At 68.3% G+C, this 25484-nt stretch carries 24 protein-coding genes; 11 read left to right on the top strand and 13 right to left on the bottom strand.

What is annotated here, in order from left to right; genetic code table 11:
* Positions 1 to 58: 58 nt before the first annotated feature.
* A complete protein-coding gene (locus AVT10_RS00505; RefSeq protein ID WP_066686878.1) occupies positions 59 to 592 on the top strand; it encodes a DUF3617 domain-containing protein in 534 nt (177 codons plus the stop codon).
* Between the two features lie 117 nt (positions 593 to 709).
* Here AVT10_RS00505 and AVT10_RS00500 read toward each other — a convergent pair whose 3' ends face one another.
* Genes AVT10_RS00500 through AVT10_RS00485 form a run of 4 tightly spaced genes read right to left on the bottom strand, consistent with a single transcriptional unit; the run spans position 710 to position 6658 of the window.
* The gene (locus AVT10_RS00500; protein WP_066686875.1) at positions 710 to 2638 is read right to left on the bottom strand and encodes a hypothetical protein; all 1929 of its coding nucleotides are present in this window, start codon (positions 2636 to 2638) and stop codon (positions 710 to 712) included.
* Positions 2635 to 3636, bottom strand: coding sequence for a TniB family NTP-binding protein (locus tag AVT10_RS00495; protein WP_066686872.1), 1002 nt, complete (start codon positions 3634 to 3636; stop codon positions 2635 to 2637). Before AVT10_RS00495 ends, AVT10_RS00500 begins: the two co-directional genes overlap by 4 nt.
* A complete protein-coding gene (locus AVT10_RS00490) occupies positions 3633 to 5861 on the bottom strand; it encodes a hypothetical protein (protein WP_066686869.1) in 2229 nt (742 codons plus the stop codon). Before AVT10_RS00490 ends, AVT10_RS00495 begins: the two co-directional genes overlap by 4 nt.
* Positions 5861 to 6658, bottom strand: coding sequence for a hypothetical protein (locus AVT10_RS00485; protein ID WP_066686868.1), 798 nt, complete (start codon positions 6656 to 6658; stop codon positions 5861 to 5863). Before AVT10_RS00485 ends, AVT10_RS00490 begins: the two co-directional genes overlap by 1 nt.
* 349 nt (positions 6659 to 7007) lie before the next feature.
* On the opposite strand from AVT10_RS00485, the gene AVT10_RS00480 reads away from it, so the two are divergent.
* On the top strand, positions 7008 to 8105 hold the full coding sequence (locus tag AVT10_RS00480) for a hypothetical protein (RefSeq protein WP_066686865.1): 1098 nt from the start codon (positions 7008 to 7010) through the stop codon (positions 8103 to 8105).
* Here the strand turns inward: AVT10_RS00480 and AVT10_RS00475 are convergent.
* Entirely contained in the window at positions 8102 to 9046 is a 945-nt protein-coding gene (locus AVT10_RS00475) for a hypothetical protein (protein ID WP_066686863.1), read from the bottom strand. The two genes, AVT10_RS00480 and AVT10_RS00475, sit on opposite strands and share 4 nt — an antisense overlap.
* A gap of 318 nt (positions 9047 to 9364) precedes the next feature.
* Here AVT10_RS00475 and AVT10_RS00470 point away from each other — a divergent pair, with 318 nt between their 5' ends.
* From AVT10_RS00470 to dmeF, 6 genes are all read left to right on the top strand, one after another.
* Positions 9365 to 11230 (top strand): copper resistance system multicopper oxidase, encoded by a 1866-nt coding sequence (locus tag AVT10_RS00470; protein WP_066686861.1) that lies wholly within the window; start codon positions 9365 to 9367, stop codon positions 11228 to 11230.
* Entirely contained in the window at positions 11227 to 12435 is a 1209-nt protein-coding gene (locus tag AVT10_RS17650) for a copper resistance protein B (RefSeq protein ID WP_084401169.1), read from the top strand. Before AVT10_RS00470 ends, AVT10_RS17650 begins: the two co-directional genes overlap by 4 nt.
* 37 nt (positions 12436 to 12472) lie before the next feature.
* Positions 12473 to 12916: a DUF305 domain-containing protein gene (locus AVT10_RS00460; protein ID WP_066686856.1), complete on the top strand. Its 444-nt coding sequence runs from the start codon at positions 12473 to 12475 to the stop codon at positions 12914 to 12916.
* A 41-nt stretch (positions 12917 to 12957) separates the two neighbouring features.
* Complete coding sequence (locus AVT10_RS00455; protein WP_126012676.1) at positions 12958 to 13659, top strand: PepSY domain-containing protein; 702 nt, start codon at positions 12958 to 12960, stop codon at positions 13657 to 13659.
* A gap of 48 nt (positions 13660 to 13707) precedes the next feature.
* Entirely contained in the window at positions 13708 to 14085 is a 378-nt protein-coding gene (locus tag AVT10_RS00450) for a DUF305 domain-containing protein (protein ID WP_232307816.1), read from the top strand.
* Between the two features lie 120 nt (positions 14086 to 14205).
* Positions 14206 to 15177 carry a CDF family Co(II)/Ni(II) efflux transporter DmeF gene (gene dmeF / locus AVT10_RS00445; protein WP_066686850.1) on the top strand — a complete coding sequence of 324 codons (972 nt, stop codon included), beginning with the start codon at positions 14206 to 14208 and terminating at the stop codon, positions 15175 to 15177.
* 33 nt (positions 15178 to 15210) lie between these two features.
* Here dmeF and AVT10_RS00440 read toward each other — a convergent pair whose 3' ends face one another.
* The 5 genes from AVT10_RS00440 to AVT10_RS00415 form a co-directional block, all read right to left on the bottom strand.
* Entirely contained in the window at positions 15211 to 15426 is a 216-nt protein-coding gene (locus AVT10_RS00440) for a hypothetical protein (RefSeq protein ID WP_066686847.1), read from the bottom strand.
* A gap of 459 nt (positions 15427 to 15885) precedes the next feature.
* The gene (locus AVT10_RS00430; protein WP_084401167.1) at positions 15886 to 17067 is read right to left on the bottom strand and encodes an acyltransferase family protein; all 1182 of its coding nucleotides are present in this window, start codon (positions 17065 to 17067) and stop codon (positions 15886 to 15888) included.
* 79 nt (positions 17068 to 17146) lie between these two features.
* Positions 17147 to 17716 (bottom strand): RNA polymerase sigma factor, encoded by a 570-nt coding sequence (locus tag AVT10_RS00425; protein ID WP_066686839.1) that lies wholly within the window; start codon positions 17714 to 17716, stop codon positions 17147 to 17149.
* On the bottom strand, positions 17713 to 18153 hold the full coding sequence (locus AVT10_RS00420) for a periplasmic heavy metal sensor (protein ID WP_066686836.1): 441 nt from the start codon (positions 18151 to 18153) through the stop codon (positions 17713 to 17715). Before AVT10_RS00420 ends, AVT10_RS00425 begins: the two co-directional genes overlap by 4 nt.
* Complete coding sequence (locus AVT10_RS00415) at positions 18150 to 18425, bottom strand: hypothetical protein (RefSeq protein WP_066686833.1); 276 nt, start codon at positions 18423 to 18425, stop codon at positions 18150 to 18152. The genes AVT10_RS00420 and AVT10_RS00415 overlap by 4 nt, the downstream gene beginning before the upstream one ends.
* 115 nt (positions 18426 to 18540) lie before the next feature.
* Between AVT10_RS00415 and copC the strand changes: the two genes are divergently transcribed.
* On the top strand, positions 18541 to 18945 hold the full coding sequence (gene copC / locus AVT10_RS00410; protein WP_420038481.1) for a copper homeostasis periplasmic binding protein CopC: 405 nt from the start codon (positions 18541 to 18543) through the stop codon (positions 18943 to 18945).
* 2 nt (positions 18946 to 18947) lie between these two features.
* Positions 18948 to 19874 carry a copper homeostasis membrane protein CopD gene (gene copD / locus AVT10_RS00405; RefSeq protein WP_066686830.1) on the top strand — a complete coding sequence of 309 codons (927 nt, stop codon included), beginning with the start codon at positions 18948 to 18950 and terminating at the stop codon, positions 19872 to 19874.
* Positions 19875 to 19911: 37 nt separating this feature from the next.
* On the opposite strand, the gene AVT10_RS00400 is transcribed toward copD, so the two are convergent.
* Positions 19912 to 20628: a glutaredoxin family protein gene (locus tag AVT10_RS00400; RefSeq protein ID WP_066686828.1), complete on the bottom strand. Its 717-nt coding sequence runs from the start codon at positions 20626 to 20628 to the stop codon at positions 19912 to 19914.
* A gap of 107 nt (positions 20629 to 20735) precedes the next feature.
* Here AVT10_RS00400 and AVT10_RS00395 point away from each other — a divergent pair, with 107 nt between their 5' ends.
* Positions 20736 to 21128 (top strand): MerR family transcriptional regulator, encoded by a 393-nt coding sequence (locus AVT10_RS00395; RefSeq protein WP_066686826.1) that lies wholly within the window; start codon positions 20736 to 20738, stop codon positions 21126 to 21128.
* Positions 21129 to 21345: 217 nt separating this feature from the next.
* Here the strand turns inward: AVT10_RS00395 and AVT10_RS00390 are convergent, their stop codons facing one another.
* Entirely contained in the window at positions 21346 to 22263 is a 918-nt protein-coding gene (locus AVT10_RS00390; protein WP_066686823.1) for a cation diffusion facilitator family transporter, read from the bottom strand.
* The gene (locus AVT10_RS00385) at positions 22253 to 25483 is read right to left on the bottom strand and encodes an efflux RND transporter permease subunit (RefSeq protein ID WP_066686820.1); all 3231 of its coding nucleotides are present in this window, start codon (positions 25481 to 25483) and stop codon (positions 22253 to 22255) included. The genes AVT10_RS00390 and AVT10_RS00385 overlap by 11 nt, the downstream gene beginning before the upstream one ends.
* Position 25484 lies beyond the last annotated feature (1 nt).

The raw sequence follows: 25484 nt of genomic DNA, 5'->3' as shown, positions 1-25484 counted from the left end.
GCGCAACGCAGAAGGGGGCTAAAGTGTTACCCCCGAAACGAAAACAGGAGAGCGTTGCATGAAAAAGCTGATCCCCCTGGCAGCGCTGGGTGCGCTGGCCCTGACGGCCTGCGGCGACCAGAAGACCGGATCGACCACGCTGACCAGCAATTCGGCGACCGGTCAAGTGGTGTCGTCCGAAACCGGGGCGGGCGCGGAAACGCCCAAGCTGCAACCGGGCAAGTGGGAGATCCGCACGCAGGTCAGCGACCTGAAGATGGCGAACATGCCCGCCGGCATGCCCGCCAACCCGCCGGCGCAGACCAACACCATCTGCATCACGCCGGAGCAGGCGGCGAAGGGACCGGAGGAAATGCTGAAGCAGTCGGGCGCGGACTGCACCGTTGCCAGCAACAGCTTTGCCGGCGGCAGGATGGAAAGCGACGTCAGCTGCAAATTGCCCGGCGACACGCAGATGACCGGCAAGACGACGGGCACGTTCACCCCGACAAGCTTCACGACCGATCAGCAGATGGAAATGACCGGCCGGACGGCGATGTCGCAGAAGGTCCGCATCGAGGGCAAGCGCATCGGCGAATGCGAAACTAAGTAACGGCGAACGCTAACAAATCCCGGCGCTGCGGCGCTTTAACTTTGTCACAGGTTTCTTGACCTGAACCGCCGAGCACCTTGCAGATAATGCCGGCGCTAGCGCGTCGAGGCAAGCTCGTCATTTGGTTCGCAACGACTGTCCGCAGCCCGCTCGAGCATGGCTGACCAGCCCGCGCTCAACGAGTTCACGGCGAGACCATCCGCCATGCAGGCGGGCGACGCCGGCTCGCTTCAGCTCGTGGTAGAGGCCGACCGCATTGCGGTTGGAGAAGACGGCGGCCTCGCCGGTGAAGGCGATGATGCGGGCCAGCGCGTCAACTGCCTCGCGCGAGACCCCGTTCCCCTTGCCGTAGCGTGAGATTTCGATGCCGCGCGATGCGATCGCCTCGGCGGTTTCCTCGAAGCCGGCGCCGAGGATCTCGCCGGCGTCGCGCATGGACACGTGCGTGAACCTCAGGAAACTCTCGTCCCGCTCGCGCTGGCAGAGCGGGAGCTTGGGCAGTCTGGCTGGATCGACATGAATGCTGCGTGCGGTCGCCGGCTGGGTCCCGGCCACGTAGTATGGGATTCGCCTCCCAAGCAATGCCGCCAGCACGCGACCCCAGGGCTTTTCACCCGGATACCTGATCATCGCGCTCCGCAGCGTGATGATCCCCGGGGGCGGTTGGTGACGGATGGCGATGGAATCGAGTTCGCGAGCGAAATTCTCGACGGACGTGGCGTCCAGCTTCTGACCCTGGAGGATCACGACGCCCGGATGATTCAAGGCCGTGAGCAGAGCAGTGTCCGAGCTGTCGGGGCCGTCGCTCGCGGTCGGGACCGGCTGGGGGAATGCGATCTGGCTGATGGCGTAGACGGGGATCTCGAACCGGGCGGCGACGGATTCCGCGGTCGTGGAAGTGCGAAGCAGGTTCCGCAGCGCATCCACGTCGTCTGCGTCATACCGCACGCGCTTGCGTTGTCCGCCCGGCAACTCCTCGAAGCGGACTGCCTTGGCGTCGCGAAGCTGTTTCAGCTGCTGCGACGAGGTCCAGAGTTGGATGTTCGTCTCCGTCGCCGTGTAGTAGCGCGTGTCCTTCGCGAAGGTCTGGACCTTGCGACCATCGATGTCGGGGAACGCGAGGGCGACGAGGCGCCCTTCCTCCATGTGCTGACGTTGCGCGATCCATCGGATATCGCGACGCATGGTCTCATAGGCGGCCACGTCGCCGGCGATCGCGTCAAGCCGCCTGTCGGCGAACGCCTGCATGGAGGCGGGCCACCGCCGCAGCAGCGCCGCCCCCGTCGCAACCACCTTCACCACCACGTCCGGCCCTGCCTCCGCCAACTTCTCGACGCCCCCTCCTCGTCGACCGGACGTCGCGACGATCCCCGCGCGCAGTGCCACACCCACCAGCGCCGTGCGCGAGAAGGACTGGATGACCGAGGGCAATTGTTCGACCGCTTTCGCGCCGGCGTCCGGATCCCGCGACATCAGATCGGCGAAGAGGCGGTAGTCGTCGGCCGCATAGAGCGGCAGCGGCGGGGCCTTCGACGGTGCGATCTGCTTGCCGCAGCCTTCGCAGGCGTCGAGCCCCCGGGTCCAGCGCCACCCCAGGGGTCCGCAATCCGGGCAGGCGTCGACGAGCAGTTCGAGGGATTCCGGGCAGTAGGGCAGCAGCAGGTTGAGCCAGTCGCTGCGATGGTATGGCCCCTTGCGCAATGACACCGGGCTTATGCGGCGTCTCTCCAGGTCGAACGCGGACCTGGGCGCAACGAGATCGCCCAGAACGATGCGATCTCGTCGGTCGGACCATGTGAAGGCGATCGTGTGAAGGTTCGCCGGCTCGGTGCGGATGACGCGCGCGATGCGATCGAGCATGTCGGTTGGGACGCACTGTATCAAGCCGATCCTGGCGACATGGACGCCGCCGCCTTCGAGCGCGGTGGCGATCCTGGGGAGTCGGTGCTCCCGGCAGGCGGCGGCGAGTGCACCGATCACGCTTTCGCGGGGCCCGGGATCGTATTCGAACCGCAGGCGCTTGAACGGGGCCTCGGCGACCTTCACGAGCCGCCGCGATTCGAGAACGGATCGTGGAGCACCCACTTCAGCTTCATGGCGAAGCCCCGGGTCGCGACGCTCATGTCGTGCCGTTCGATCGCGGGCGATCCGCGACGCAGCGCGTGCTGCGCCGCCTCGCACACCACACGGCACACGCGACCGACGTGCCCGCTGCTGACCGTCACGAGTTGGGTCCGGAAGCCAATCTTGTTCAGGCCGCTCAGCTCGTCGATGATCCCGCCCTCGACCATCGACTGGTCGAGGCGTTCGCAGAAGGTGAGGAAGAGTTCCTTGTCGTGAGCGTCGCCACGGGGATTGAGCGGCCTCAGCTCGAGCGGCGTGCCGAGGCGGGAGGCGAACTTGCCGTTCTTCTCGAAGAACTTCTCCGCGTCCTCGTCACCGACTAGGATGAGCGGCAGGATGCCGCGGTTCAGGAACGTCTTGAAGCGGTCGGTGACCTGTCGGGCGTCGGTCGTCTTGCGATCGAGGTGCTGGACCTCGTCACCGACGATCCCCTCCACGCCGAGCCTGCGAGACATGGTGAGGATGCGATCCTCGAGGTCCTCGATCTTCGCGTTGCGGTCGTTCCAGTGGTCGTCGCCCATCTCGTATAGGATGCGGCGGAGCCAGGTGGCGACCGATGTCGTCTTGTCCAGCTCGATGCACAGGATCTGGTGTGGATTGGGTGGCAGCCCCGCCTCGGCCCGCCTCAATGCCGCCATGCGAACGAGATGTTCGATCATGCGCGACTTTCCGGCGTTGCTGTGCTCGGACAGGCAGCGGCCGTCGATCGGCCCACCAAGAAGCGACTGCATGGATTTGAGGTAGCTGAGCAGCTGCTCTACCACGATGGTCTGGGGCTCGTGCTCGATGTAGTTCGTCTTGAAGAACGGCACGACCGCCTCGACCCGCGCGTTGCGGGCCGGGTCGGTGAACACCGGCTTGGGATCGCCGCGGACGGGCGGCGGCTGGACGCCGAGCGGATCCTTTTTCGCGTTGGTCACGCATCATCTCCCGAAGAGGAATTCTCGGAGCGGCGGTCATCGTCCGCGTCCCAGTCGATGCCGCCGTCCAGGTCCTCCTGCTCCTGGTCGGCGGCGAGCATGTCGAGGTTGGATCGGGGTGCGGGATCGAGTCCGCCCCAGTCGCCTGCCGGGCCACGGTTGGTGTCCGCGCGCGCGTCCGTGCCGTCGTCCGGTGCGTCTGCGGAGCGCGACTGCGTGGGACCGAGCGGAACGTCCGCTCGCTTCGAGCCGCCTATGTCCGTCGGGATCATGAAGGCGGAGAAGTCGGTGAGATCGGGATCGTCGGCGACGTTGCGCGCCTTCGCGCGCACCTCAGCACGCTCGAGGACCGCCCCTGCCTTCTTGGCGATGGCATAGGGCAGATTGTGCAGATCCTCCCACTGCTGCTGAAGGGATTCCGCCCGGCGCAGGGCTTTCTGCTCGGCCGTCTGCGCGCCGGTGCTGCCCGCGATCACGCAGGACTGGTGGAACTTGTGCTCGAACCGGGTGAGGAACTGGGTGTAGTCGGGATCGTCGGACCAGAGCTCGACGAAGTCGTTGCCGGCCTCGTCCACGATCTCGATGATGTCGAGGTTCCAGTCGAAGACGCGCAGCCACACGTCGCACCGCGCGGTGCCTTCCAGCCGTTTGGAGAACGCCTGGGCGGCGAGGTTGCTCGACAGCGTCTGCGTCACGCCCTCGCGGTTCCACCTGTAGGTGATGTTGTCGTGGACGACGCCATCGGTGGTGAGAACCCCGGGGACCGTTCGCGCGAGGTTGCGCCGGACGTCCTTGGGGTCGCTGAAGCGGGTCCGCTGGGCCGAGATGAACTCGAGCATGACGTCGTTGGGCTTCCGCCAGCCGATGGCCTCGTGCGCTGTGTCGTTCCACTCGAGCCGTAGCGCCTCCAGCTTCTGCGCGAAGCTGGCGCGGGTCATTGCCGCCTCCTTCATCGGATCGCGGCGGATCGAGCGCCGGCGGCTACGGGCGGACAGAACAGTGCCGGGTTCGCCTTCCAACCTGTGCTTCAGCCATCCGAAATAGTTCTCGACGTTGGACTTCTCGTCCGACCCGTATCTCTTCGCCAGTTCGACGCGTCCGATGACGCTCGCCAGGTTTCCGATCGCGGACGGCGGTATGATGGCCTTGTCGTTGTCGCCGCGCAGCAGGCCCTGACGGCCGAAGAACAGCACGCGCATGGGATCGGCCGCCATCTGCTCCTTGGTAAGCACGGGGGGCGTGAGCGCACCCATGAGCGCGTACATCCCCATTTCGGACCGATAGGGTCCGCTGAAGGGCGTGGTTGGATATGCGAAGAGCGCGCAGGCATCGATGACCTGCACGATCTTCATCTTGTTGCTGGGGATCTCGGCGTCGGCCGAGAACAGACACACCTGCTCGAACTCGGTGCCGTCGATGTAGGCGAGCTGGAACGGACGGGTGATGGGCATGCTCTCGCCCGAGGCGAGGAAATAACGATTGGCTTCATGCGGCCCGTGCTTGGACGTCCAGGCCTCCATGTCCTCGCACTTGTTGATGCGGTTCACGACCGTGCTCTTGTGCGGCGGAGCGTCGCCGATGCCGGTGGCACCCGCGTCCTTCAGCCGGTGCCAAGCGGCGACGGTCAGCGAATAGGCGTCCATCTTCTTGATGGCGTCGACGGACCAGTGCAGCGCCATGGCCTGATGGACGAGCCGGTCGACGATCCGCGGCAGCGGCGAGCGGCCCTTCTCACGGCCGCTGCGGTTCATCATGACGCCGACCTTCTCGCCGAAGGCTTCGAGATTGTTCATCCAGCGGATGATCGAGCGGCCCGATGCGACCTCGTCGTCCGGATACATCTCCTTGGCGAAGTCCTCGAGCGCCGTCGCGGATTTGGGCTTGCCCTGGACGAGCGCCGCCAGCGCGAGCTCGTATTTGCGGACGGCCTTGGGCTGCTTGGCGAGGCAGGCCGTCCGGTCCCAGCCGAGATAGCGTCCGCGCCATTCGGTGAGCGTCGCCTCGCTTGCGGTGAACTCGCGCAGACGCCCCGCCGCGAACTCGTCCAGCAGCCACTGGACGGTCGGTCGCACCATCACGCCCGGGGCCGCCTCGACGAAGAACTCGTCGTCGGTCCCTTCGATGACGAAGCGCAGGACGAAGTCGTCCACCTCCTCGACGAAGGAGATCCGCGTGCCGTCGTGCGCGAAGACGGTGCCGGCGGGGATGCGCAGCGGACTCGGCATCAGGCGACCTTCCGCTGGAAGCGCGCGAGCAGCTCGCGGAGCGCGAACGCGCTCGCGGGTCGCGGCGCCGTGACGAGCGTGTCGGCGGTCGGCTCGGACGAAAGGTCGAAGTCGACCACGCGCCGCATGAGCATCGCGTAGAGCTTGTCGACCGCGTGCGCGCGGTGGCCGCCGAGGGCGGCGACGACGTCGGCGTAGCGGGCCCGGCCGCCGGCGGCCATGACGGCCGCGCGGGCCCGGCCGCCGTCGGTCGACGGATCGAAGGTCGTCAGGCGGGCCTCCATCGCGATGCCGTGCGCCTTCTGCACCTCGTCCCTGCGAAAGACTGTCCCCTTAATTCTGAGCAGCGTGTCCATGCCCGAGGCCGACATCGCCATGTCGATCCGCTCGAGCGGACGTCGGATGCCTGCCGCTTGGAACCACGCGTCGTCCGACTTGATCTCGCCGAACCGGACGCTGTGGTCGTCGTATTCGATCCCGACGTCGGGATACTTGTGGATCACGCGGCCGTCCGCGCGGCGGAACGTCAGCCGGAGCGGCTGGAACTGGAAGTCCAGGTAGCGCGGCGACATTTCCAGATGGTCGGCGACCGCCGGCTCGTTCGGCCCCTCAAAGAATTGGAGGCGCTGCGGCTTCTCGAAAAAGCCGGCGCTCGTCCCATAGTCCTTGTCGTAGGTCATGCCCGTGCGCACCATGCCGAGATCATCCGCGGCCTCGATGCCGATCAGCACCCAGCGAGCCGGGTCCTTCACCCCGTTGAGATGGTCGGCGACGACGTGCCGGTGCGGCACGCGCATCACCCGATGCCGAGGGGGACGCCGCGACGGGCTCCAGCCCGCGAGCGGATGCGCGTGGGTGAAGACGGGGAGCCGCGAGGTCGGGACACTCGGTGCACCCGCGGCTGGCGAGCCACCCGCGGCAGCCATCGACTGTTCGGTTTCTACATCCCCGTTCCGCTGTTCGTCTCGCAACATCCGCGACGCCTTTCACAACCTGCGTGGCGGAGCGGCAGCGTCGCCGACGCCGCAACGACTCAACCAGTCGCATTCTTATTCGGAAGTTGCATATATATGACTTGAACGATGCGGCAATGAAAAACTCGCGTTTTTATTCGACAATGGCGCCTTCGATGGTTAATGAGCGCGGATGGAAACGGACCGCGATCGCGAGGTTTCGCTGCCGTCGGAGCTGGTCGCGGCCTTTCAGGATCGTGCGGCCGGCGAGGCGGATGTCTGGCGGCGCCTTACGCCGGCGCAGAGGGCGCGGGCTTTGGCGCGCTTCGCGGCGCTGCGGCAATGGGATGGCGGCCGCGGCGAGTTGGACGTCGTGTCCGCCGCCGCTCTCGCGGGCGACATGAGCGTCAGTCGCTTCTACCGCATCGCCGCCGAATGGCGCGACACTCCGTCGCTCGCGTCGCTCGGCGTCTTCGCGCGCGCGGGCGCGCGCAAGTCCAAGGTCGACAGCGACGTTCTGGAAGCGTTGAGCGATGCCGCTCGCCAGGTGGTCCTGCTGTTCGGCGACATGTCGACCAGCGCCTTGGTCGACAGGATGGTTCGCTTCGCGCGCCTGCCGGAGGGCGCGAAGGTCCCCGGCATGACGAAGCTGCGCGAAATCGTGCAGGCGGAGCAGCGGCGGATCGCTTCCTCGATGCCGCTCGGTCAGGTGCTTCTGTCCGATTGCGTCGCGACATCGCTGCCTCGTGTCGATGGGCGGCCCCACATCGCCTTCCTCTGCATGGATGCGGGAACCGGCGCGGTGCTGGGCGTCGGCGTCGGCGCGATCGAGGCGGTGATTCGCGGCCACAACGGCGCCGCCAACGACGCGCTGCGGACGATCGAACGCGAGGGCGGGCGGTGGCGCTGGTCGAACGTGTTCTCGGTGATGCGCATCACGGCCGGCGAGGACATCGACCGGATCTCGAGCGTCATGCACGAGCTGAATTCCCGGTTCAGGGATACCCACTTCATCCTTGAGCGCGGCGAGCGACGCTATGGTCGGATGATCGCCAGGACGCTCGGTCCTCGCCTCGGCAAGGTGACCTTCACGCCCACGCGCACCCTGGCGGGCGATGCGCTCGCCGCGAATAGCGACATGACCGCCTGGACCGAGGCTGACGCATACGACGCGCTACGCCGCGCCGCCGACGCGCACAACGACGCGCTGGACCTGTCTCGCGCGGGAGCGCCTGAACCGCCGCCGCACCTTTACAAGGCGTTGGCGACGCTGGGCGGCAAGCACGACTAGGTCGGTTCGGCGGCTACCGTATCGCCGCTGATCACCTCGTTGTGGCGGCGGATGGCGCGTTCCACCTCGGTCGCCGCGGCGTCACCGTCCAGCGGTTTGACGGATCGGGCAGCCAGCAGGCGATCCGGGTTGGCGGTGTGCGGCCGGTGCAGGATACGCAGCCCGCCGACCATGCGGCCCAGGTTGCTGGCGATCGTCGTCCCTGTGGACCTTCCGCCAAGGAGCGGTTCGCGGCCGAGACGCGCGAGGTGCACCGGCAGCACTTCTTCGCGGTCGGCGGCGGAGACCTCGACCTGCAGGTCGGCGGGGACGTCGCCCATGGTCGCGAACGCTCGGGCGAGCGCCAGTGCCGCACTGCCGCGCTTGCCGGGGTCCAGTGAGACGTCGCTGCCGATGATCGTCCGTTCGGGCAGGAGCATCGCGATCGCGACTTCGGGAAACATGTTGCCGTCGCCGTGCAACGTGGGCAGTTCGGCCCATACGCGTCCAACCACGATGCGGCGCGGCTCGTTGGTCCGGATGGGGCTGGTGGCGCGCGCGTCCATGACATAGGTCCACAGGGCGCCGCGCGAGGGCGTGACGGTGCCCGCTGCCTCGCATCGTCGTGCCACCTCGCGGAGCAGGTCGGCCAGCTTCGCATCCGCGCCGAGTTCGCCGATGACCTCGACCACGATTGACCGCGATTTCTCGGGCACGCCGTCGCGCCGCGTCCTGGGCCGCCCGCGCTCTCCCGCCCCGACCATCTGCGGCTTGCGGTGGAGGCGCCAGGCCTTGGCCAGCCGGTAGAACTGGGCGACGCCGATGCCGATCTCGCCGGCATGCCGTTCCGCATCGGCGCGCGTCGGGCGCTCGATGGCGAGATAGCGGTCCAGCACGCCGATCCGGCGCCTGACCTCGCCGCGACGCAGCGGGTCGATACCCGACAGGTCGAGTTCGCTCATGCTCTTTTCCTTCTCGTAAGGCTCTTCCCCGCCCCTCCCCCCGGACTGGCAGTCAGGTGCCGTCAGCTTGACGGCGCGATCGCGCTCGGGACGGCGCTCCCGATCCGCCTCGCATCGACGCGGCGGCGCTGGCCGAAGCGCGGCCACTCGTCGCGGACCGATCTGAAGCGCGCCGCGCCAGCCGTCGCCAGCCGGGCGTGCGACGAGCGCCCCCGCTTCGGCGAGGCATGCCCGAACGGGCGCTGGAACGATCGAGGGCTAAGGGCGTCCGGCGCGTATCAGAAGGCAGATCCACCTATGGCAGACACCGGAACATCCATGACGCGCACCATCGATCGCCGCCAGCTTCTGCGCGGTGCCACGCTGACCGGCGGCGGCCTCGCTCTCGCGGCCTACATGCCCGCCTGGGCGCAGTCGGTATCCGCAGGGATCGTCAAGCCGCTGCCGACGGTGTCGGGCGAGGACATCACCCTGCGCATCGCGCACCAGATGATGATGATCGACGGTCGCGAGAGCCACGCCATCGGCATCAACGGCACGGTGCCGGCCCCGCTCATCCGCCTGCGCGAAGGCCAGAACGTGCGGCTGCACGTCGAGAACGCGCTCGACGAGGACAGCTCGATCCACTGGCACGGGCTCATCCTGCCGTTCCACATGGACGGCGTGCCCGGCGTCAGCTTCCCCGGCATCAAGCCGCGCTCGACCTTCACCTACGAATTCCCGATCGTGCAGTCGGGCACCTACTGGTATCACAGCCATTCGGGCCTGCAGGAGCAGCTCGGCCACTACGGCCCGATCGTCATCGACCCCAAGGGCGTCGACCCGATCCAGTCGGACCGCGAGCACGTGATCGTGCTGTCCGACCACAGCCAGATGCACCCGCACATCATCTTCAAGAAGCTCAAGCAGCAGGGCGGCTACTTCAACTTCCAGAAGCAGACGCTGGCCGGCCTGCTCGCGGGCAAGGACCAGTCGGCCAAGGAACGGCTGGAATGGGGCGCCATGCGCATGGACCCCACCGACGTCGCCGACGTGACCGGCAGCACCTACACCTATCTCGTCAACGGCCACGGCCCGCGCGACAACTGGACCGGCCTCTTCCGCCCCGGCGAGCAGGTGCGGCTGCGGATCATCAACGCTTCGGCTATGACCACCTTCAACTTCCGCATCCCCGGCCTCAAGATGACGGTCGTCCAGGCCGACGGCCTGCCGGTCCGCCCCGTCGCCGTCGACGAGATGCAGATCGCGGTCGCCGAGACATACGACGTCATCGTCCAGCCCGCCGATGAGCGCGCCTACACGATCGTCGGCGAAAGCGTCGACCGGTCCGGCATGGCGCGCGCCACCCTCGCGCCGCGTGAGGGCATGGCCGCTGCCGTCCCGCCGCTGCGCCGCCGACCGCTCGCCGACATGAAGGACATGGGCATGGGCGGCATGGACCACGGCTCCGGCGGATCGATGGCGGGCATGGACCATTCCGCCATGGGCCACGCCAAGCCGGCAGGCGCGGCGGCACCGGCATGTCCGCCGGAACACGCCGCCATGGGCCATTGCAAGCCGACCGGCGACGCTGCGACCGGCGGTGGTCAGCAGGGCGCGATGGACCACGCGTCGGGCGGCATGGATCACTCGATGCGCGACTTCTCGGTCGCGCCGGAGGTCAAGAAGACGCCGACCGTGCAGACCATTTCGCCGATGCCGGTCGACCGGATGGGCGAGCCGGGTCAGGGCCTCGAGGACGTCGGCCACAAGGTTCTGGTCTACACCGACCTGATGGCGGTCGACCGCAACCCGGACGTGCGCGCGCCCGACCGGTCGATGCGCATCCACCTCACCGGCAACATGGAACGCTACATGTGGGCGTTCGACGGCGAGAAGCTCAGCGAGGTCAGGAAGCCGATACCGTTCCTGAAGGACGAGCGGGTGCGCGTCACGCTGGTCAACGACACGATGATGGGTCACCCGATCCATCTGCACGGGCACTTCTTCGAGCTCGTCACGGGTCATGGCGAGTTCGCGCCGCGCAAGCACACGATCCAGGTCCAGCCGGGCGGCACCGCCACGTTCGACGTCACCACCGATGCCGTCGGCGACTGGGCGTTCCACTGCCACATGCTCTACCACATGCACGCCGGGATGATGCAGGTCGTCTCCGTCCGGCCGCGCGACGGAGATACGAAATGAGCCTCGTCCTCAGCGCCATGCTGCTGGCTTCGGCCGCCCAGTGCACGCCCGAACACGCGGCGATGGGCCATTGCAAGATGCCCGTGCCCGCCAAGCCGAAGGCTGCGGCGGCCAAGCCCGCGCCGAAGGCGAGGCCGAAGCCGAAGGCTAAGCCGAAGCCGGCGGTCAAGGCGCCTGCGCGTCCGGCACCGCGTGCCTCAACGTCGCCATCATCCGCCGCGGCGGCCCCAGGTGCGGCACCGATCGATCCCTCGTGCCCGCCCGAGCATGCGGCGATGGGCCACTGCACGCCCAAGACGTCGGCGGCGCAACAGTCGGCACCCGCTGCGGCTGCTGCACCTGCACCTGCGGCCGCGACCGATCCCGATTGTCCGCCCGAGCATGCCGCGAAGGGTCACTGCACCCCCAAGGCGACCGCGCCTGCCGTCTCTTCGGCCCCCATGGGCAAGGGCGGCACCGCGCTGCCGGCCGGGAACGCACCCGCGCCCGCTGCGCCGGAGGCGAACTACGCCGATCGCGTGTGGGGCCGCGACGCGATGGCACCCGCGCGGACGGCACTGCGCCGCGAGCATGGCGGCATGTCGTATTCGCAGCTGATGCTGAACCTTGCCGAGGTGCAGTTCCGCGACGGCCGTGACGGCTACAGGTGGGACGGCGAGTTCTGGTATGGCGGCGACATCAACCGCCTGACGATCAAGAGCGAGGGCGAAGGGACGTTCCGCGAGAATACCGAGGGCGAGGTGCAGGCGCTCTACAGCCGGGCCGTCGGGCCCTATTTCAACCTGCAGGCCGGCGTCCGCCAGGACTTCGGGCCCGGCCCGGACCGCACCTACGCCACGGTCGGCTTCGAAGGGCTCGCACCTTACTGGTTCGACGTCGAAGGCGCGCTGTTCCTGTCCGACAAGGGCGACGTGTTCGGGCGCCTGGAAGGCTATTACGACCAGCGCATCACCCAGCGGCTCGTGCTGCAGCCTCGCGTCGAGTTGAACCTGTCGGCGCAGGACGTGCCGTCCAGCGGCCTGGGGTCCGGACTGACGGACGCGGAAGCCGGGCTGCGGCTGCGCTACGAGATCAAACGCGAGTTCGCGCCCTATGTCGGCGTGTCGTGGGAGCGCAGGCTCGGCGACACGGCGCGCTATGCCCGCGCCGCGGGCGAGGGCACCGGCGGCTTCAGCGTGGTGGCGGGCGTTCGCGCCTGGTTCTGATTGGCCGGGGGGCGAGCGGGCAGCAGGGAGTAGCCGGATGAAGAACCCCTATGTGAACCTCGCGGTGCAGTCGCTGGTCGGCGGCATCATCATGTATTTCGTCATGTTCGTGATGATCGACCGCCTGTCGAGCTTCTACAACAACCTCAACATGTTCTACATGGCGCTGATGATGGTCACGCCGATGATCGTGCTGATGATCGTCGCCATGCCGCACATGTTCCCGTCGAAGCGCGCCAACGGCTTGCTGCTGGTCGGATCGATCGTCGTGTTCGTCGCGAGCTTTGCGCTCATCCGCACGCAGACGACGATCGGCGACACGGCGTTCCTGCGGTCGATGATCCCCCACCACTCGGGCGCGATCCTGATGTGCCGCGAGGCGTCGCTGCGTGACCCCGAGCTGAAGACGCTGTGCCAGGACATCATCCGCTCGCAGCAGCAGGAAATCGATCAGATGAAGGGCATGCTTGCGCGCCAGTGAGGCGCGCCTGACGTCAAGGGGGGCGAATGCGAAGCACGAGGATGCAGCTGCACATAGGCGCGAGCCGGCTTCACCGCTGGCTGGCGCTCGTCGTGGGGGTTCAGCTCCTGCTCTGGTTCACCAGTGGTCTGGTGATGAGCCTGCTGCCGATCGAGCGCGTGCGTGGCGAGCATCTCGTGCAGCGCGAACCCGCCGGGGTGCTTCCGACGCGGTCCTATGCCCCGCTGGAGCGGATCGCGGCGGGATCGCAAATACGCAGCGCGCGCTATCGCCTGCTTCTCGATCGGCCGATCGTCGAGATCGAGACCGCGCCGGGCACGTTTCGGATTCACGATGCCTTGACCGGGGCGCTGCTTCCCGCGGTCGGTGCCCCGGCCGCGGGCGAGATCGCATCGGCCGCCTACACGGGCCGACCGAAACCCCTGTTCGAGGTGACCCGAGTCACTGCCAACACCGCCGAGTATAAGGGACGGCTGCCCGCCTGGCAGGTCGCGTTCGCCGATCCGGATGCGACGCGCGTCTATGTCGACGAGGCCGGGCGGATCGCCGCCGTGCGCACCGAAACTTGGCGCTTCTACGACTTCTTCTGGGCGCTCCACATCATGGACTGGAGCGAGCACGAGAACTTCAACACGCCATGGCTCAAGGCCTTCGCCGCCGGGGGGCTTCTGCTCGCGATCGCCGGGACGATCCTGCTCTATCTGCGCTGGCCGAGAAAAAGGCGCCGCAGGGCGGAGGGGTAGCCGGCGCTCCCCCGTATGGTGGATGAGCGGGGCAACTGGAGAGTTCGTGTGAAAAAAGCAGTCCTGAGCGCCATCGCCCTCGCCGCCATCGCGGGCGGCACCGCCGTTGCGCAGCAGAGCGGCCATGCCGGTCACCGCCAACCGGGCGGAATGACGATGCAGGCGACGCCTGCCAATCCATATCCGCCGGCCGAGATGCGGATGCACGAGAAGATGATGGCCGCCGTCGGCGCCGACGCGACGGAGACCTGGGTCCGCAAGATGATCGAGCACCATCGCGGCGGCATCGAGATGTCGCGCATCGTGCTGCGCGAGACCCGCGACGCCCGGGTCCGCCAGATGGCGACGAAGACCATCGCGGACCAGACGCGGGAAGTCGGGCAGCTCAACGCGTGGCTGCGCGCGCGCGGCAAGCGCACCCAGTGACCCCCCGGCCCCCGCTGCGGCGGGGGCCACCGGCCGCTTCCCAATCGAGGCGCCCGACTGTTCGGGATCGGACTGAGCCTGTATAGGCGCCGGTCAATTTACCTTCACCCGGGGCAGCCCATGCACCACGCTCAGACCAGCGCGCATGTGCACGAACACGTGTTCCTGGGCGACGCACATGACCATCACGCCCGGCGCACGCGCTACGTCGTCGTCCTCACCGCCGCCATGATGGTCGTCGAGATCGTCGCCGGCTGGCTCACCGGCTCGATGGCGCTGCTTGCCGACGGGTTCCACATGGCGACCCATGCAGGGGCGCTCGGCGTCGCGGCGCTCGCCTACGGCTATGCCCGCCGCCACGCTTCCGATGCGCGCTTCACCTTCGGGACCGGCAAGGTCGGCGAGCTCGCCGGGTTTGCAAGCGCGCTCGTGCTGGCCCTCATAGCGCTTGGGATCGGGGCGGAGTCGATCATGCGCCTCTTCGCGGTGTCGACCATCGCCTATGGCGAAGCGCTCTGGATCGCGGTTCTCGGCCTCGCCGTGAACCTCGTCAGCGCCTGGCTGCTCGGTGCCGATCACCACCACGGGCATTCGCACGGACATGACCACCATGGTCACGATCACCATGCCCACGGGCACGGCCATCACGACAACAACCTGCGTTCCGCCTACTTCCACGTCCTGGCCGACGCGCTGACGTCGGTCCTGGCCATCGTCGCGCTGCTCGCGGGGCGCTATCTCGGGTGGGCCTGGGCCGACGCCGCGATGGGCGTCGTCGGCGCCATCGTCATCGCCCGCTGGTCATGGGGCCTGCTGCGCGACACCGGCCGGGTGCTGGTCGACGCAAGCGCGAATCCAGGGCTCGAGCAGGAGATCCGCGAAGGCATAGAGGACGGCGATGCGGTCATCACCGACCTGCATGTCTGGCAGGTCGGCCCCGGCAAGTTCGCAGCGATCGTCTCGCTCGTCGCCGACCAGCCACTGTCACCGGCCGAATACGCCGCGCGGGTGACGATCCACGAGGAACTGGTCCACGTCACGGTGGAGCCGCACCGCTGCACCGGCGGACACCCGCAATTCCGGGCGGCTTGATTTGCGGGGGCGGCATGGCCGCCCCCGCCCCGATCACTTCTTCGGAGTGCCCGACATGTCATGGCCGGCGTGATCGCCGCCCTTCTTCATGTCATGGCAGCAGTCCGACTTCTTGCCGCCCTTCTCCTTGCAGCAGTCCGCGCCTTCCTTGCAGCAGGCCATGTCCTTGCAGCAGTCGGCGGTGGCTGCAGCCGCAGCGCCGGAGATGGTCAGCGCCAACGCTGCGCCCATGATCTTCAACGTGTTCATGTGATATTCCTCAAACTCGATGTTCGTGTGCGAAGTCGGCGGGTCACGCTCGAGGAGGGGGCGGGATCAGCGCTAGGCTCATGCCGGCCATCACCAGCCCACCGGTTTCCAACGCTGCCGGAGGCTTAGGCGCCGAGGCCTGAGGTGAAGGTGACATCGGGGGCACGGCCACGCAGGCGGCGCCACAGGTCGCCTGGACGTTCTTGCGATCGCCGTCCTTGCTGCGTTCATGGGACCCAGCCATGCCATGGCAATCCATGTTAGCATCGGCGCGTGCTTGCGCGACTAGCGGGACTGGCTGGAGCATCCCCGCACACGCGGGGCCCGCGCGCACAACGAGCATGACGCCGATGAGCGCCAAGGCAAGCATGCGGAACGGGTGTGATCCGGACATGGCGACCGTTTTAATGCAGCGGCGTGGCAGCCACAACACTCGATCCAGCAAAGGCGGGCGCTTGCTCATTCGCTAGCGGATCTGGGATGGGCTGGCTGCCGGGGCATGCGCGACAGCGCATCGCGGAGACGGCCGGTGTGGCGCTCGGTGCACCAGGCGAACGCCCAGCAGAACGCGACGGTGATCGAGACGGCGGCAGCCACCATGGCCATACCGACGGTCGTTGGTGGCAGGCGCTGCTCGTTTATGACGATGCCGGCCATCAGCGCGAGCAGCGGGAAGTGGACCGCGTAGAGCGAGAAGCTCGCCTTCGAACCGTAGGACGCCAACGGCCGGGCCCATGCAGGCAGGGCCGGATCGACGCGCATCAGCGTGTGGAGAAGGACCGCGAACGCCGCGGCGAGCGGCAGCTCCAGGCCGTCCAGCCCGCGTAGCCGCACGACGACGAGCATCACGGCGAACATCAGCGCGGAAAGGACCAGCCAGCCGCGCGGCGGGGGCGCCTTCGCATCGCGCTCACCGTTCGCCCAATGGAGCAGCGTGCCGCAGAGCCAGCAGCCGAAGCTGATCGCCAGATGTGGGTTGAACGCGATCAGGCCGGCGGTGATCAGCAGTGGCGAGGGCCGGCGCGAGCGCAGGCTGACCGCCAGCGCGGGAAACCAGATGTAGAACCAGAACTCGAACGCCAGGCTCCAGAGCGGCCCGTTGCTGCCGAACGGCGCCACCAGGATGGTCTGCAGGAAGAGGAGGTTGCCGAGCAGCGTCCGCCAGCTCAGCGTGTCGGCGAGGTCCGGCCGCATGACGTATGTGTCGGTTAGGCCGCGGTGGGTGGTCGAGCCGAGAAGGTCGAGCCCTATCCAGTCGAGCATACCGCCGAGCGCCAGCGCGGGCACCAGCACGATGCCGAGGCGCGAGAGGCGGTCGATCAGATAGGGTTGCCAGCGCCAGCCGCCATCCAGCCGCCGGCTCACGCTGCGCGTGATCCAGAAGCCGCTCAGGACGAAGAAGAGGATGACGCATGCGTGCGCATAGCCGGCGAGGAAATACCCGGCCCTCGCAGGCAGGGACGCGGGCTGCCGATAGTCCTCGATGAGCAGATACCACGCGTGGGCGAACGCGACCGCGGTGGCGAGCACGCATCGCATCGCGTCCATCCAACCGAAGGCACCGGCACCGGCTTCACCGTGAAGGCAGCCGTCCCGCCGGCCTTCCCGTCCTTCGTCTTTCGGTCGCTGCGCATCCCCCATGGGAGCGCATACGGCTCGTGCGGTGTCAGCCCTCGCCGCCGGAATTGGCGACCATCCGGTTCGGGTGGACGTGCAGGCGTCAGTTCCGGCCGAGCAGCTGCGCCAGGGTCAGCCGGGCCCGCCGGATGCGCGTCTCGACGGCCTTCTCGCTGATCGCGAGCACCTCGCTCGCCTCGGCCTGGCTGAGCCCATCGACCGCGCAGAGCACGAGCGGCTCTCGCTGTGACGACGGCAGCTGCGCCACGGCTCGGGCCAGCCGGTTGAGCTCGGCTCGGTCGGACGCCTGCACGTCCTGCAGGGGCTGGTCGTCGGCATGCAGCTCGGCGATCTCCTCGACGGGCGTGGCCAGGCCGAGCATACGCCTGACCGCGCGCCGGCGGGCCCAGTCGCGCGACTTGTTGAGCGCGATGCGCGCGAGCCACGCCGACATGGGCCGGTTCGGATCGAACCGGCGGAGCGCGCCGTGGGCCGATACGAACGTCTCCTGCACGAGGTCCAGCGCCTCGTCCGCGTCGGCGACGTTGGCGAGGATAAGGCGGTAGACCCGCTGGCGGTGCCTTCGCATGATCTCGGCGAACGCCTCGTCGTCCCCGGCAGCCGAACGGCTTGCGAGGTCGCCATCGGCGAGTGCCGCCAGATCGGCCCTCACCGGTCGCCGGTGGTCAGCGACTTGGTGACCGCGCGGTCGAATGCCGCCCTCTGCTCGGGGCGCAGCACTTCGCGCATGGCGAACACGTGCGTGAGCGTCGCCTTCTGCAGCTCGCCCATGGCGCGGTGCGACGCGTCCACGGCCGCGGCTACCTTGGGGCCATTCCCGTGCTCGGCCTCGATGGCGGCGGCGAGCCGCGCGTTGTCGGCGCGCAGCTCCGCCTCCAGCGACTTGCGCTTGCCCGCGAACTCGCGCTCGAGCTGCTCGATGCTGGCTTCCTGACTGGCATCGAGCTTGAGGTCATGGTGCAGCAGGGCGTGCAGTTCCGACGTCTGCGCATGCCGCGCCGGGATGAGCACGCGGCCGACGAACACGCCGCCGATCGCGGCGAGGAAGGCGACGACCGCGACCAGCGCGGTCCAGCGTCCGCGCGTCATCGCTCGGTGAGCAGCAGCGTCGACGGTGCGAGTGGACCCGCCACGCCGAAGGGATCGATGGGGGCGGCGCTCGCGGGCGAAGCCGCGGGGCCGGCAGTCATCGTGCCCAGCACGATCGCACCGACGGCGGCGAAGGCGACGGCGCCGATGCCGGTCCGCGCGCTCGTCCGGTTGGCCCGCACGCGATTGAACACGGCCGCGTCGATCGTGCTCAGCCCGGGATGCTCGTCGTCGGCGACCCGACGGAGTGCGGCATCGAGATCGAAGTCCATGTGGTTCTCCATTCCCCCTAATACGGGTTAGTTGCTAGCAGCCCTCGCCGGTGCGCGCAGTCGAGAAGTGCACCGACGTCCGCGAGGGTCCGAGCGGCGCGGCGCGTATTCCTCGATGATCCCTGATCTCACGATGGAGTCGAAGATGCGTTTCCAAGCTGTCGTCGCCGCTGCCGCCCTCGCGGTGATCGCGGCACCTGCCATGGCCCACCCCAAGCTGGTCTCGGCCAATCCGGCGCCGAACGCCACGGTCGCACCGACGGCGCGGGTCCAGGTGACCTTCACCGAGGCGCTGCTGCCCAAGCTCTCGGGCGCGGACATCGTGATGACGGGCATGCCCGGGATGGACTCGCACCCGCCGATGAAGATGCCTGCCAAGATGGCCGTCAGCCCTGATCGCAAGACGATGATCCTCACGCTGGCGAAGCCGCTGCCCAAGGGCACCTACCGCCTCGACTGGCACGGCGTATCGGCCGATACCCACCGGGTGAAGGGCAGCTACGCCTTCAAGGTCGCCTGACGATGGACTGGGCGGGAATCGCCATCCGGTTCGCGCTCTACCTCGACCTGATGCTAGCCTGCGGCCTGGCAGCTTTCGCGCTGACCGCGCCGGCTGGCACCGCCAGGGTCATGCCGCTGCGCGCGGTGCTTGTCGCGTGCGGGTGCCTTGGTCTCGTGCTTTCCGCAGGCGGCCTGCTCGTCATGACGGCGGCGATGGCGGGCACGACCCTGGCGCAGGTCGACCGCGAGACTCTGACGATGATCGTCGACGAGACGCCCTATGGCGCCGCCTGGACGATTCGGATGGTCGCGCTCGTCCTGGCGGTCGGATCGGCATCGACCATCCGCGGCGCGGAGCCCCCACCGACGCGCATCGCGGCGTCGGCGATCGCCTTCGGGCTGGCGGTCGCCACGCTTGCCTGGGGCGGACACGGCGCGATGAGCGAGGGCGCGCTCGGCCTTCTTCACCTGGGCGCGGACATACTCCACCTGCTCGGGGCGGCCATCTGGATGGGATCCCTTCTCGGCCTCGTCCTGCTCGTCGCCAGACCGGCGGCAAGGATCGACGCCGGGCATCTCGATCTGTCCTGGCGCGCGCTTCACGGCTTCTCGCGCGCGGGCACGGCGGCGGTGGCGATCATCGTCGTCACGGGGGTCGTGAACGGCTGGCTGATCATAGGGCCCGACGGTATGCCCAGCCTGCCCTTCACGCTTTACGGCCAGCTGCTGCTTGCCAAGCTGGGCGCGTTCGCCGCGATGGTGGGGCTGGCATCCTTGAACAGGTTTCGGCTGACCCCGGCCCTTGGATCCGTCGCGTCATCGGGGGCGGCGCGACGTGAGATCGGCGCGTTGCGGCTGAGCCTGGCGTTCGAGGCCGCGCTGGGTATCGCGGTGCTGGCGCTCGTCGCGTGGCTGGGCACGCTGGAGCCGGTCTCGGCGGCCGGATGACGGTGCGGGCAGCTGCGCGACGGCTGCCCGCACGGCCTCACATTCCGCCCATGCCGGTCAGCATCCAGACCGCCATCGCGATCATGCCGAGATTCTCGGTCAGGCTGACGAAGCCGAGCGGCACGTTCGAGCTGCCGCCGACGCACGCGCACTTGAGCTCGCGTTTGTCGATGTAGACCGCCTTGAAGACCGAGACGGCGCCGACCGTGCCGATGAACAGCGCGATCGGGATGGAGAGCCAGTTCAGCGCGCCGGCCACCATGAGGACGCCGGCCAAGCCCTCGGCGAAGGGGTAGACGTAGCCGTAGCGGACCCAGCGCTTGGCGAGCAGGTCATAGTTGAGGAACATGGTCGAGAACTTCTCGACGTCCTGCAGCTTGAGCAGCGCCAGGACGGCCATGCTGAACCCGCCGAACCACTGCAGCGCGTGGAGCGTGAACGGGGATCCGAACGCCGCATGGCTTGCCGCCAGCGCGAGCAGCGCGGTCATGGCGAAGAGCGCGATCACCGGGCGGTAGCTGGTGGCGCCGGGCTCGGCGACCTGCATGCCGAAGTGCCGCCGCAGGTCGTCGTATCCACCGATGCGCCGACCATCGATGAACACCTGCGGCGTCGTCTTCACGCCGTGCTTATCCTTGAACGCGTCCGTCTCGGCGCGCGTCGTGAGATGATGGTCCTCGACCTCGAAGCCCCTGCGCCGAAGCAGGTCCAGGGCCTTGAGGCCATAGGGGCAGGTATGGGTCGGCATCACCATGCGGTGAAGGACGGCGGTGGGACGTTGGGACACGGGGCGCTCCGGTTTGCTGTTCAACTGCACCCGGCCCATATAGGGTCCGTAGTATGGTCCGGAGTCAATAGCCCATGTCGAGGATGACGATCGCACGATTGGCGGAGGCTGGCGGGGTGGGCGTCGAGACGGTGCGTTACTATCAGCGCCGGGGTTTGCTCAGCGAACCCAAGCGGCCGGGCGGCAGCGGGTTCCGCAGCTACGGCGAGCCCGACGTCCGTCGTCTGCGCTTCATCCGGTCGGCGCAGGGTGCTGGGTTCACGCTGGACGAGATCGGCGAACTGCTCGAGCTGGACGCCGTCGATGACCGCGTGCGGGCGCGCGAGCTGGCGAGGTCGCGCGTGGCGGCGCTGGATGCGAGGATCGCAGAGCTGCAGGACGCGCGGTCGGCGCTCGTTCGGCTGGCCGACGCGTGTGGCAGCGGGTCGGCAGGGGCCTGCCCCATCATCACCGCCTTCGAGCCCTGATCACCCGCGCCGCGGAAACGACCGCCACGGCCGCTGCGACGGCGTGAGGGTCAGTCCCAGCACCTGCGCCCGGCCACGAAGCCCGTCGATCGTCCTTCCCATCTCCCGGGCGATCTGCGCCGTCTGCTGGCGCGCCTCGAGTCGGACGCGGAGTTCGGCGTCGTCCTCGTCCGTCCATCGGCGCGGCGCCCGCCGCGCCGCCGGCGGCTTCTCGTCATCAGTCGTGGAGATGCTCGCTCTCCTCGCACGCCTCGCCCGGTCCCTCGGTCTGGATCGTCGCGTGCTCGATGCCGAACCGCTCGTCGATCAGCTCGGTGACGGCCTTGCGGACGGTGTCGGCATCGGCGCCCGGCGCCAAGGTGACATGCATGGTGCAGCTGACGTCGTCGTTCGACATCGACCAGACGTGGAGGTCGTGGAGGCCGGCGACGCCGGGGACGGCAGAGACCGCCGCCCGCACCTCGACCAGCCGCAGGCCCGAAGGCACGCCCTCGAGCAGGACGTTCGTCGTGTCGCGCAGCAGGACCCAGGTCCGTGGCAGCACCCACAGGCCGATCGCCACGGCGACGATCGGGTCGATCCAGGTCCAGCCGGTGAACTTGATGGCGAGCGCGCCGATGATGACGCTGACCGACCCGATCATGTCCGCCCACACCTCGAGATAGGCGCCCTTGACGTTGAAGCTGCCTTCCTTGCCCGCGGTGAGCAGGCGCATCGAGACCAGGTTCACGACGAGGCCGATCGCCGCGACGATCAGCATGCCCCAAGATTGCACCGGCTCGGGATCGGTGAACCGCTGGATTGCCTCGACGAAGACGTAGATCGCGATGCCGAACAGCAGGATCGCGTTGAACGCGGCGGCCAGGATCTCGAAGCGCCGGTAGCCGAAGGTGCGGCGGTCGTCCGGCGGGCGCTGCCCGATCCGGATGGCCATCAGCGCGATCACCAGCGCGGCGACGTCGGTGAGCATGTGGGCGGCGTCCGACAGCAGTGCGAGGCTGTTGAACACGAAGCCGCCGACGACCTCGGCCACTAGGTAGGTGGACGTGAGCGCGAGCGCCCAGCCGAGCATCTTCGCGTTCGCGCCCGCGGTGTGGTCGTGGGAATGACCGCCTGATCCGTGATCATGCGCCATGCGTCTGCACTCCTTCGATGTCGGTGGTTGCGTCCGTCGCGCTCGCCTCGATCCGCCGCTGGCCGAAGCGGGCGTAGAGCGTCGGCAGGACGAACAGCGTCAGCAGCGTGGCCGAGATCAGTCCGCCGATGACCACCGTCGCCAGCGGCTTCTGCACCTCGGCACCGGCCCCGTGCCCGAGCGCCATCGGCACGAAGCCGAGCGAGGCGACGAGCGCCGTCATCGCGACCGGCCGCAGCCTTGCCAGCGCGCCCTCGCGGGCGGCTGCCGCGCGGTCGAGGCCTCGCGCCAGCAGGTCCTGGATCGCGGACAGCATCACCAGTCCGTTGAGCACCGCGACCCCGGACAGCGCGATGAACCCGACGGCGGCCGAGATCGAGAATGGCATGCCCCTTAGCAGCAGCGCGAGGATGCCCCCGACCAGGGCCAGCGGCACGCCGGTGAAGACGATCAGCGCGTCGCGGACCGAGCCAAGCGCCCCGTAGAGCAGCAGCATAATGACCGCGAAGCAGATCGGCACCACGACCATCAGCCGGTCACGCGCCGAGGCCAGGTTCTCGAACTGGCCGCCCCATTCGAGGTAGGTGCCTGGCGGCATCTTCACCCGGGCGCCGATCGCCGCCTGCGCGTCCGCCACGACGCCCGCGACATCGCGGCCGCGCACGTTCGCCTGCACGACGACGCGGCGCTTGCCGTTCTCGCGGCTGATCTGGTTCGGGCCGTCGATGATCTCGATGTTCGCGACGGTCGAGAGCGGGACGAACCCGCCCTCGGCCGTTGGCACGGGTACCTGCGCGATGGCGGTGAGATCGGAGCGTGCCGACTCCGGCAGGCGGATCACGACCGGGAACCGCCGGTCGCCCTCGAAGATCATGCCGGCCTCGCGCCCGCCGATCGCGGCGGCGACCGTGTCCTGCACGTCGCCCGCGGTCACCCCGACCCGCGACATCGCGGTGCGGTTCGGCCGGATGTCCAGCATCGGCAGCCCCTCGGTCTGCTCGACCCGCACGTCGGTCGCGCCCTGCGTCCGGCGCAGCACGCCGGCGATCGCCTCCGCCGTCGCGTTCATCTGGGCGAAGTCGTCGCCGAACACCTTCACCGCGACGTCCCCGCGCACGCCCGCGATCAGCTCGTTGAAGCGCATCTGGATGGGCTGGGTGATCTCGTAGTTGTTGCCCGGGAGGGTCGAGAGTCGCCTTTCCAGCCGCTCGACGAACTCGGCCTTGCCGAGGTTCGGGTCGGGCCATTGTTCCCTCGGCTTCAGGATCACGAAGGTGTCGGTGATGTTCGCAGGCATCGGGTCGGAGGCGATCTCCGACGTGCCGGTCCGCGAAAACGCGAACTGGACCTCGGGCTCCTTGGCGATCGCCTTCTCGACCTGCGCCTGCATCGCCTGGCTCTGGTCGACCGACGTGCCGGGGATCCGGATCGCCTGGACCAGCACGTTGCCCTCGTCGAGCTGCGGCAGGAACTCCTGTCCGAGCGTCGTGAAGGCGACGGCCGACAGCGCGAGCGCGCCGAGGGCGATGCCGAGCGTGGCGTTCGGGCGGCGCAGCGCGGTGTCGAGGCCCGGCTCGTAGCGCCGGCGGAGCGCGGATATGATCCGCCCCTCCTTTTCCTCCACCCGCTTGCTCAGCCAAATCGCGATCGCCGCGGGCACGAAGGTCAGCGACAGGACGAACGCGAAGACCAGCGCGATGATCACTGTCAGCGCCATGGGTTCGAACATCTTGCCCTCGACGCCCGTGAAGGTGAGCAGCGGCGCGTAGACGAGGATGATGATCGCCTGGCCGTAGACGGACGGGCGGATCATCTCGCGCGCCGACGCCGCGACGATGGCGAGCCGTTCCTTCAGCGGCAACGCGTCGCCGCGTCCATGCTGCGCCTCGCCCAGCCGCCGCAGCGAGTTCTCCACGATGATCACCGCCCCGTCGACGATCAGGCCGAAGTCGAGCGCGCCGAGGCTCATCAGGTTGGCGGACACGCCCGCCTGCAGCATGCCGATGCTGGTCAGCAGCATGGTGATGGGGATCACCATCGCGGCGATGAGCGCCGCGCGGAAGTTGCCCAGCAGCGCGAACAGCACGACGATGACGAGCAGCGCGCCCTCGGCGAGGTTGCGCGCCACGGTCGATATGGTCGAGTTGACGAGGTCGGTGCGGTTGAGCACCGGCTTGACCACCACGTCGACGGGCAGCGACGGCCCGATCTCCTCCAGGCGCTCCGACACGCCCGTCGAGACGGTGCGGCTGTTCTCGCCGATCCGCATGACGGCGGTGCCGACGACCACCTCGCGGCCGTTCTCGGACGCGGAGCCCATGCGCAGGCCCTGACCGGTCCTGACCTCCGCCACCTGGCTCAGCACGATGGCCACGCCTTCGCGCGTGGCGATCACCGTCCGAGCCAGTTCGTCGGCCGTGCGGACGCGGCCGTCGGCGCGCACCGACAGGCCCTCGCCGTTGCGGTTGACGACGCCCGCGCCGGCGCTGGTGTTGTTGCGCTCGAGTGCGGTGGCGAGGTCCTGCAGCGTGATCTTCATCGCCGCCATGCGCTGCACGTCGGGGACGACCAGATATTCCTTGGTGTAGCCGCCCAGTGAGTCGATGCCGGCCAGGCCGGCGGTGCCCTTCAGCTGCGGCGCGACGATCCAGTCCTGCACGGTGCGGAGGTAGGTCGCCTTGTCAGCCTCGCTGACGAGATGGTCGCCCTCGGGGCTGATGTAGCTGCCGTCGGGCTGCAGCCCGGGCTCGCCGCTCTTGTGGTTGACCTTGTCGAGCTCGCGGTATTCGACGGTCCACATGAAGATGTCGCCGAGGCCGGTGGCGATCGGGCCCATCTCGGGGTTCACGCCCTCTGGCAGGTCCTCCTCGGCCGTGCGCAGGCGCTCGGACACCTGCTGGCGCGCGAAGTAGATGTCGGTGCCCTCGTCGAACACCGCCGTGATCTGGGCGAACCCGTTGCGGCTGAGCGAGCGGGTGTATTCGAGGCCGGGGATGCCCGCGAGCGCGGTCTCTACCGTGAAGGCGACCTGCTTCTCGACCTGGTCGGGTGAGAGCGCTGGTGCGACGACGTTGATCTGGACCTGGTTGTTGGTGATGTCGGGGACGGCATCGATCGGCAGCCGCTGGAGCGCGAGCATGCCGGCGATGGCGGCGACGGCGGTGAGCAGCAGGACGAACCAGCGCAGCTCCACCGAGAAGGTGACGATGCGGGCGATCATG

It is taken from the genome of Sphingomonas hankookensis (assembly GCF_001619955.1).
In the GTDB taxonomy this organism is placed as follows: domain Bacteria; phylum Pseudomonadota; class Alphaproteobacteria; order Sphingomonadales; family Sphingomonadaceae; genus Sphingomonas; species Sphingomonas hankookensis_A.
Note: the sequence above shows the minus strand (reverse complement) of the source record. Positions and strands in the feature narration are given on the sequence as shown.

Bases quoted from the DNA above. Each gene is read 5' to 3' on its own strand.
- AVT10_RS00505 (WP_066686878.1), top strand. From the start codon at position 59: ATGAAAAAGCTGATCCCCCTGGCAGCGCTGGGTGCGCTGGCCCTGACG.
- AVT10_RS00490 (WP_066686869.1), bottom strand. From the start codon at position 5,861: ATGCCGAGTCCGCTGCGCATCCCCGCCGGCACCGTCTTCGCGCACGAC.
- AVT10_RS00485 (WP_066686868.1), bottom strand. From the start codon at position 6,658: ATGCGCGTGCCGCACCGGCACGTCGTCGCCGACCATCTCAACGGGGTG.
- AVT10_RS00480 (WP_066686865.1), top strand. From the start codon at position 7,008: ATGGAAACGGACCGCGATCGCGAGGTTTCGCTGCCGTCGGAGCTGGTC.
- AVT10_RS00475 (WP_066686863.1), bottom strand. From the start codon at position 9,046: ATGAGCGAACTCGACCTGTCGGGTATCGACCCGCTGCGTCGCGGCGAG.
- AVT10_RS00470 (WP_066686861.1), top strand. From the start codon at position 9,365: ATGACGCGCACCATCGATCGCCGCCAGCTTCTGCGCGGTGCCACGCTG.
- AVT10_RS17650 (WP_084401169.1), top strand. From the start codon at position 11,227: ATGAGCCTCGTCCTCAGCGCCATGCTGCTGGCTTCGGCCGCCCAGTGC.
- AVT10_RS00460 (WP_066686856.1), top strand. From the start codon at position 12,473: ATGAAGAACCCCTATGTGAACCTCGCGGTGCAGTCGCTGGTCGGCGGC.
- AVT10_RS00455 (WP_126012676.1), top strand. From the start codon at position 12,958: ATGCAGCTGCACATAGGCGCGAGCCGGCTTCACCGCTGGCTGGCGCTC.
- dmeF (WP_066686850.1), top strand. From the start codon at position 14,206: ATGCACCACGCTCAGACCAGCGCGCATGTGCACGAACACGTGTTCCTG.
- AVT10_RS00440 (WP_066686847.1), bottom strand. From the start codon at position 15,426: ATGAACACGTTGAAGATCATGGGCGCAGCGTTGGCGCTGACCATCTCC.
- AVT10_RS00430 (WP_084401167.1), bottom strand. From the start codon at position 17,067: ATGGGGGATGCGCAGCGACCGAAAGACGAAGGACGGGAAGGCCGGCGG.
- AVT10_RS00420 (WP_066686836.1), bottom strand. From the start codon at position 18,153: ATGACGCGCGGACGCTGGACCGCGCTGGTCGCGGTCGTCGCCTTCCTC.
- AVT10_RS00415 (WP_066686833.1), bottom strand. From the start codon at position 18,425: ATGGACTTCGATCTCGATGCCGCACTCCGTCGGGTCGCCGACGACGAG.
- copC (WP_420038481.1), top strand. From the start codon at position 18,541: ATGATCCCTGATCTCACGATGGAGTCGAAGATGCGTTTCCAAGCTGTC.
- copD (WP_066686830.1), top strand. From the start codon at position 18,948: ATGGACTGGGCGGGAATCGCCATCCGGTTCGCGCTCTACCTCGACCTG.
- AVT10_RS00400 (WP_066686828.1), bottom strand. From the start codon at position 20,628: ATGGTGATGCCGACCCATACCTGCCCCTATGGCCTCAAGGCCCTGGAC.
- AVT10_RS00395 (WP_066686826.1), top strand. From the start codon at position 20,736: ATGTCGAGGATGACGATCGCACGATTGGCGGAGGCTGGCGGGGTGGGC.
- AVT10_RS00390 (WP_066686823.1), bottom strand. From the start codon at position 22,263: ATGGCGCATGATCACGGATCAGGCGGTCATTCCCACGACCACACCGCG.
- AVT10_RS00385 (WP_066686820.1), bottom strand. From the start codon at position 25,483: ATGATCGCCCGCATCGTCACCTTCTCGGTGGAGCTGCGCTGGTTCGTC.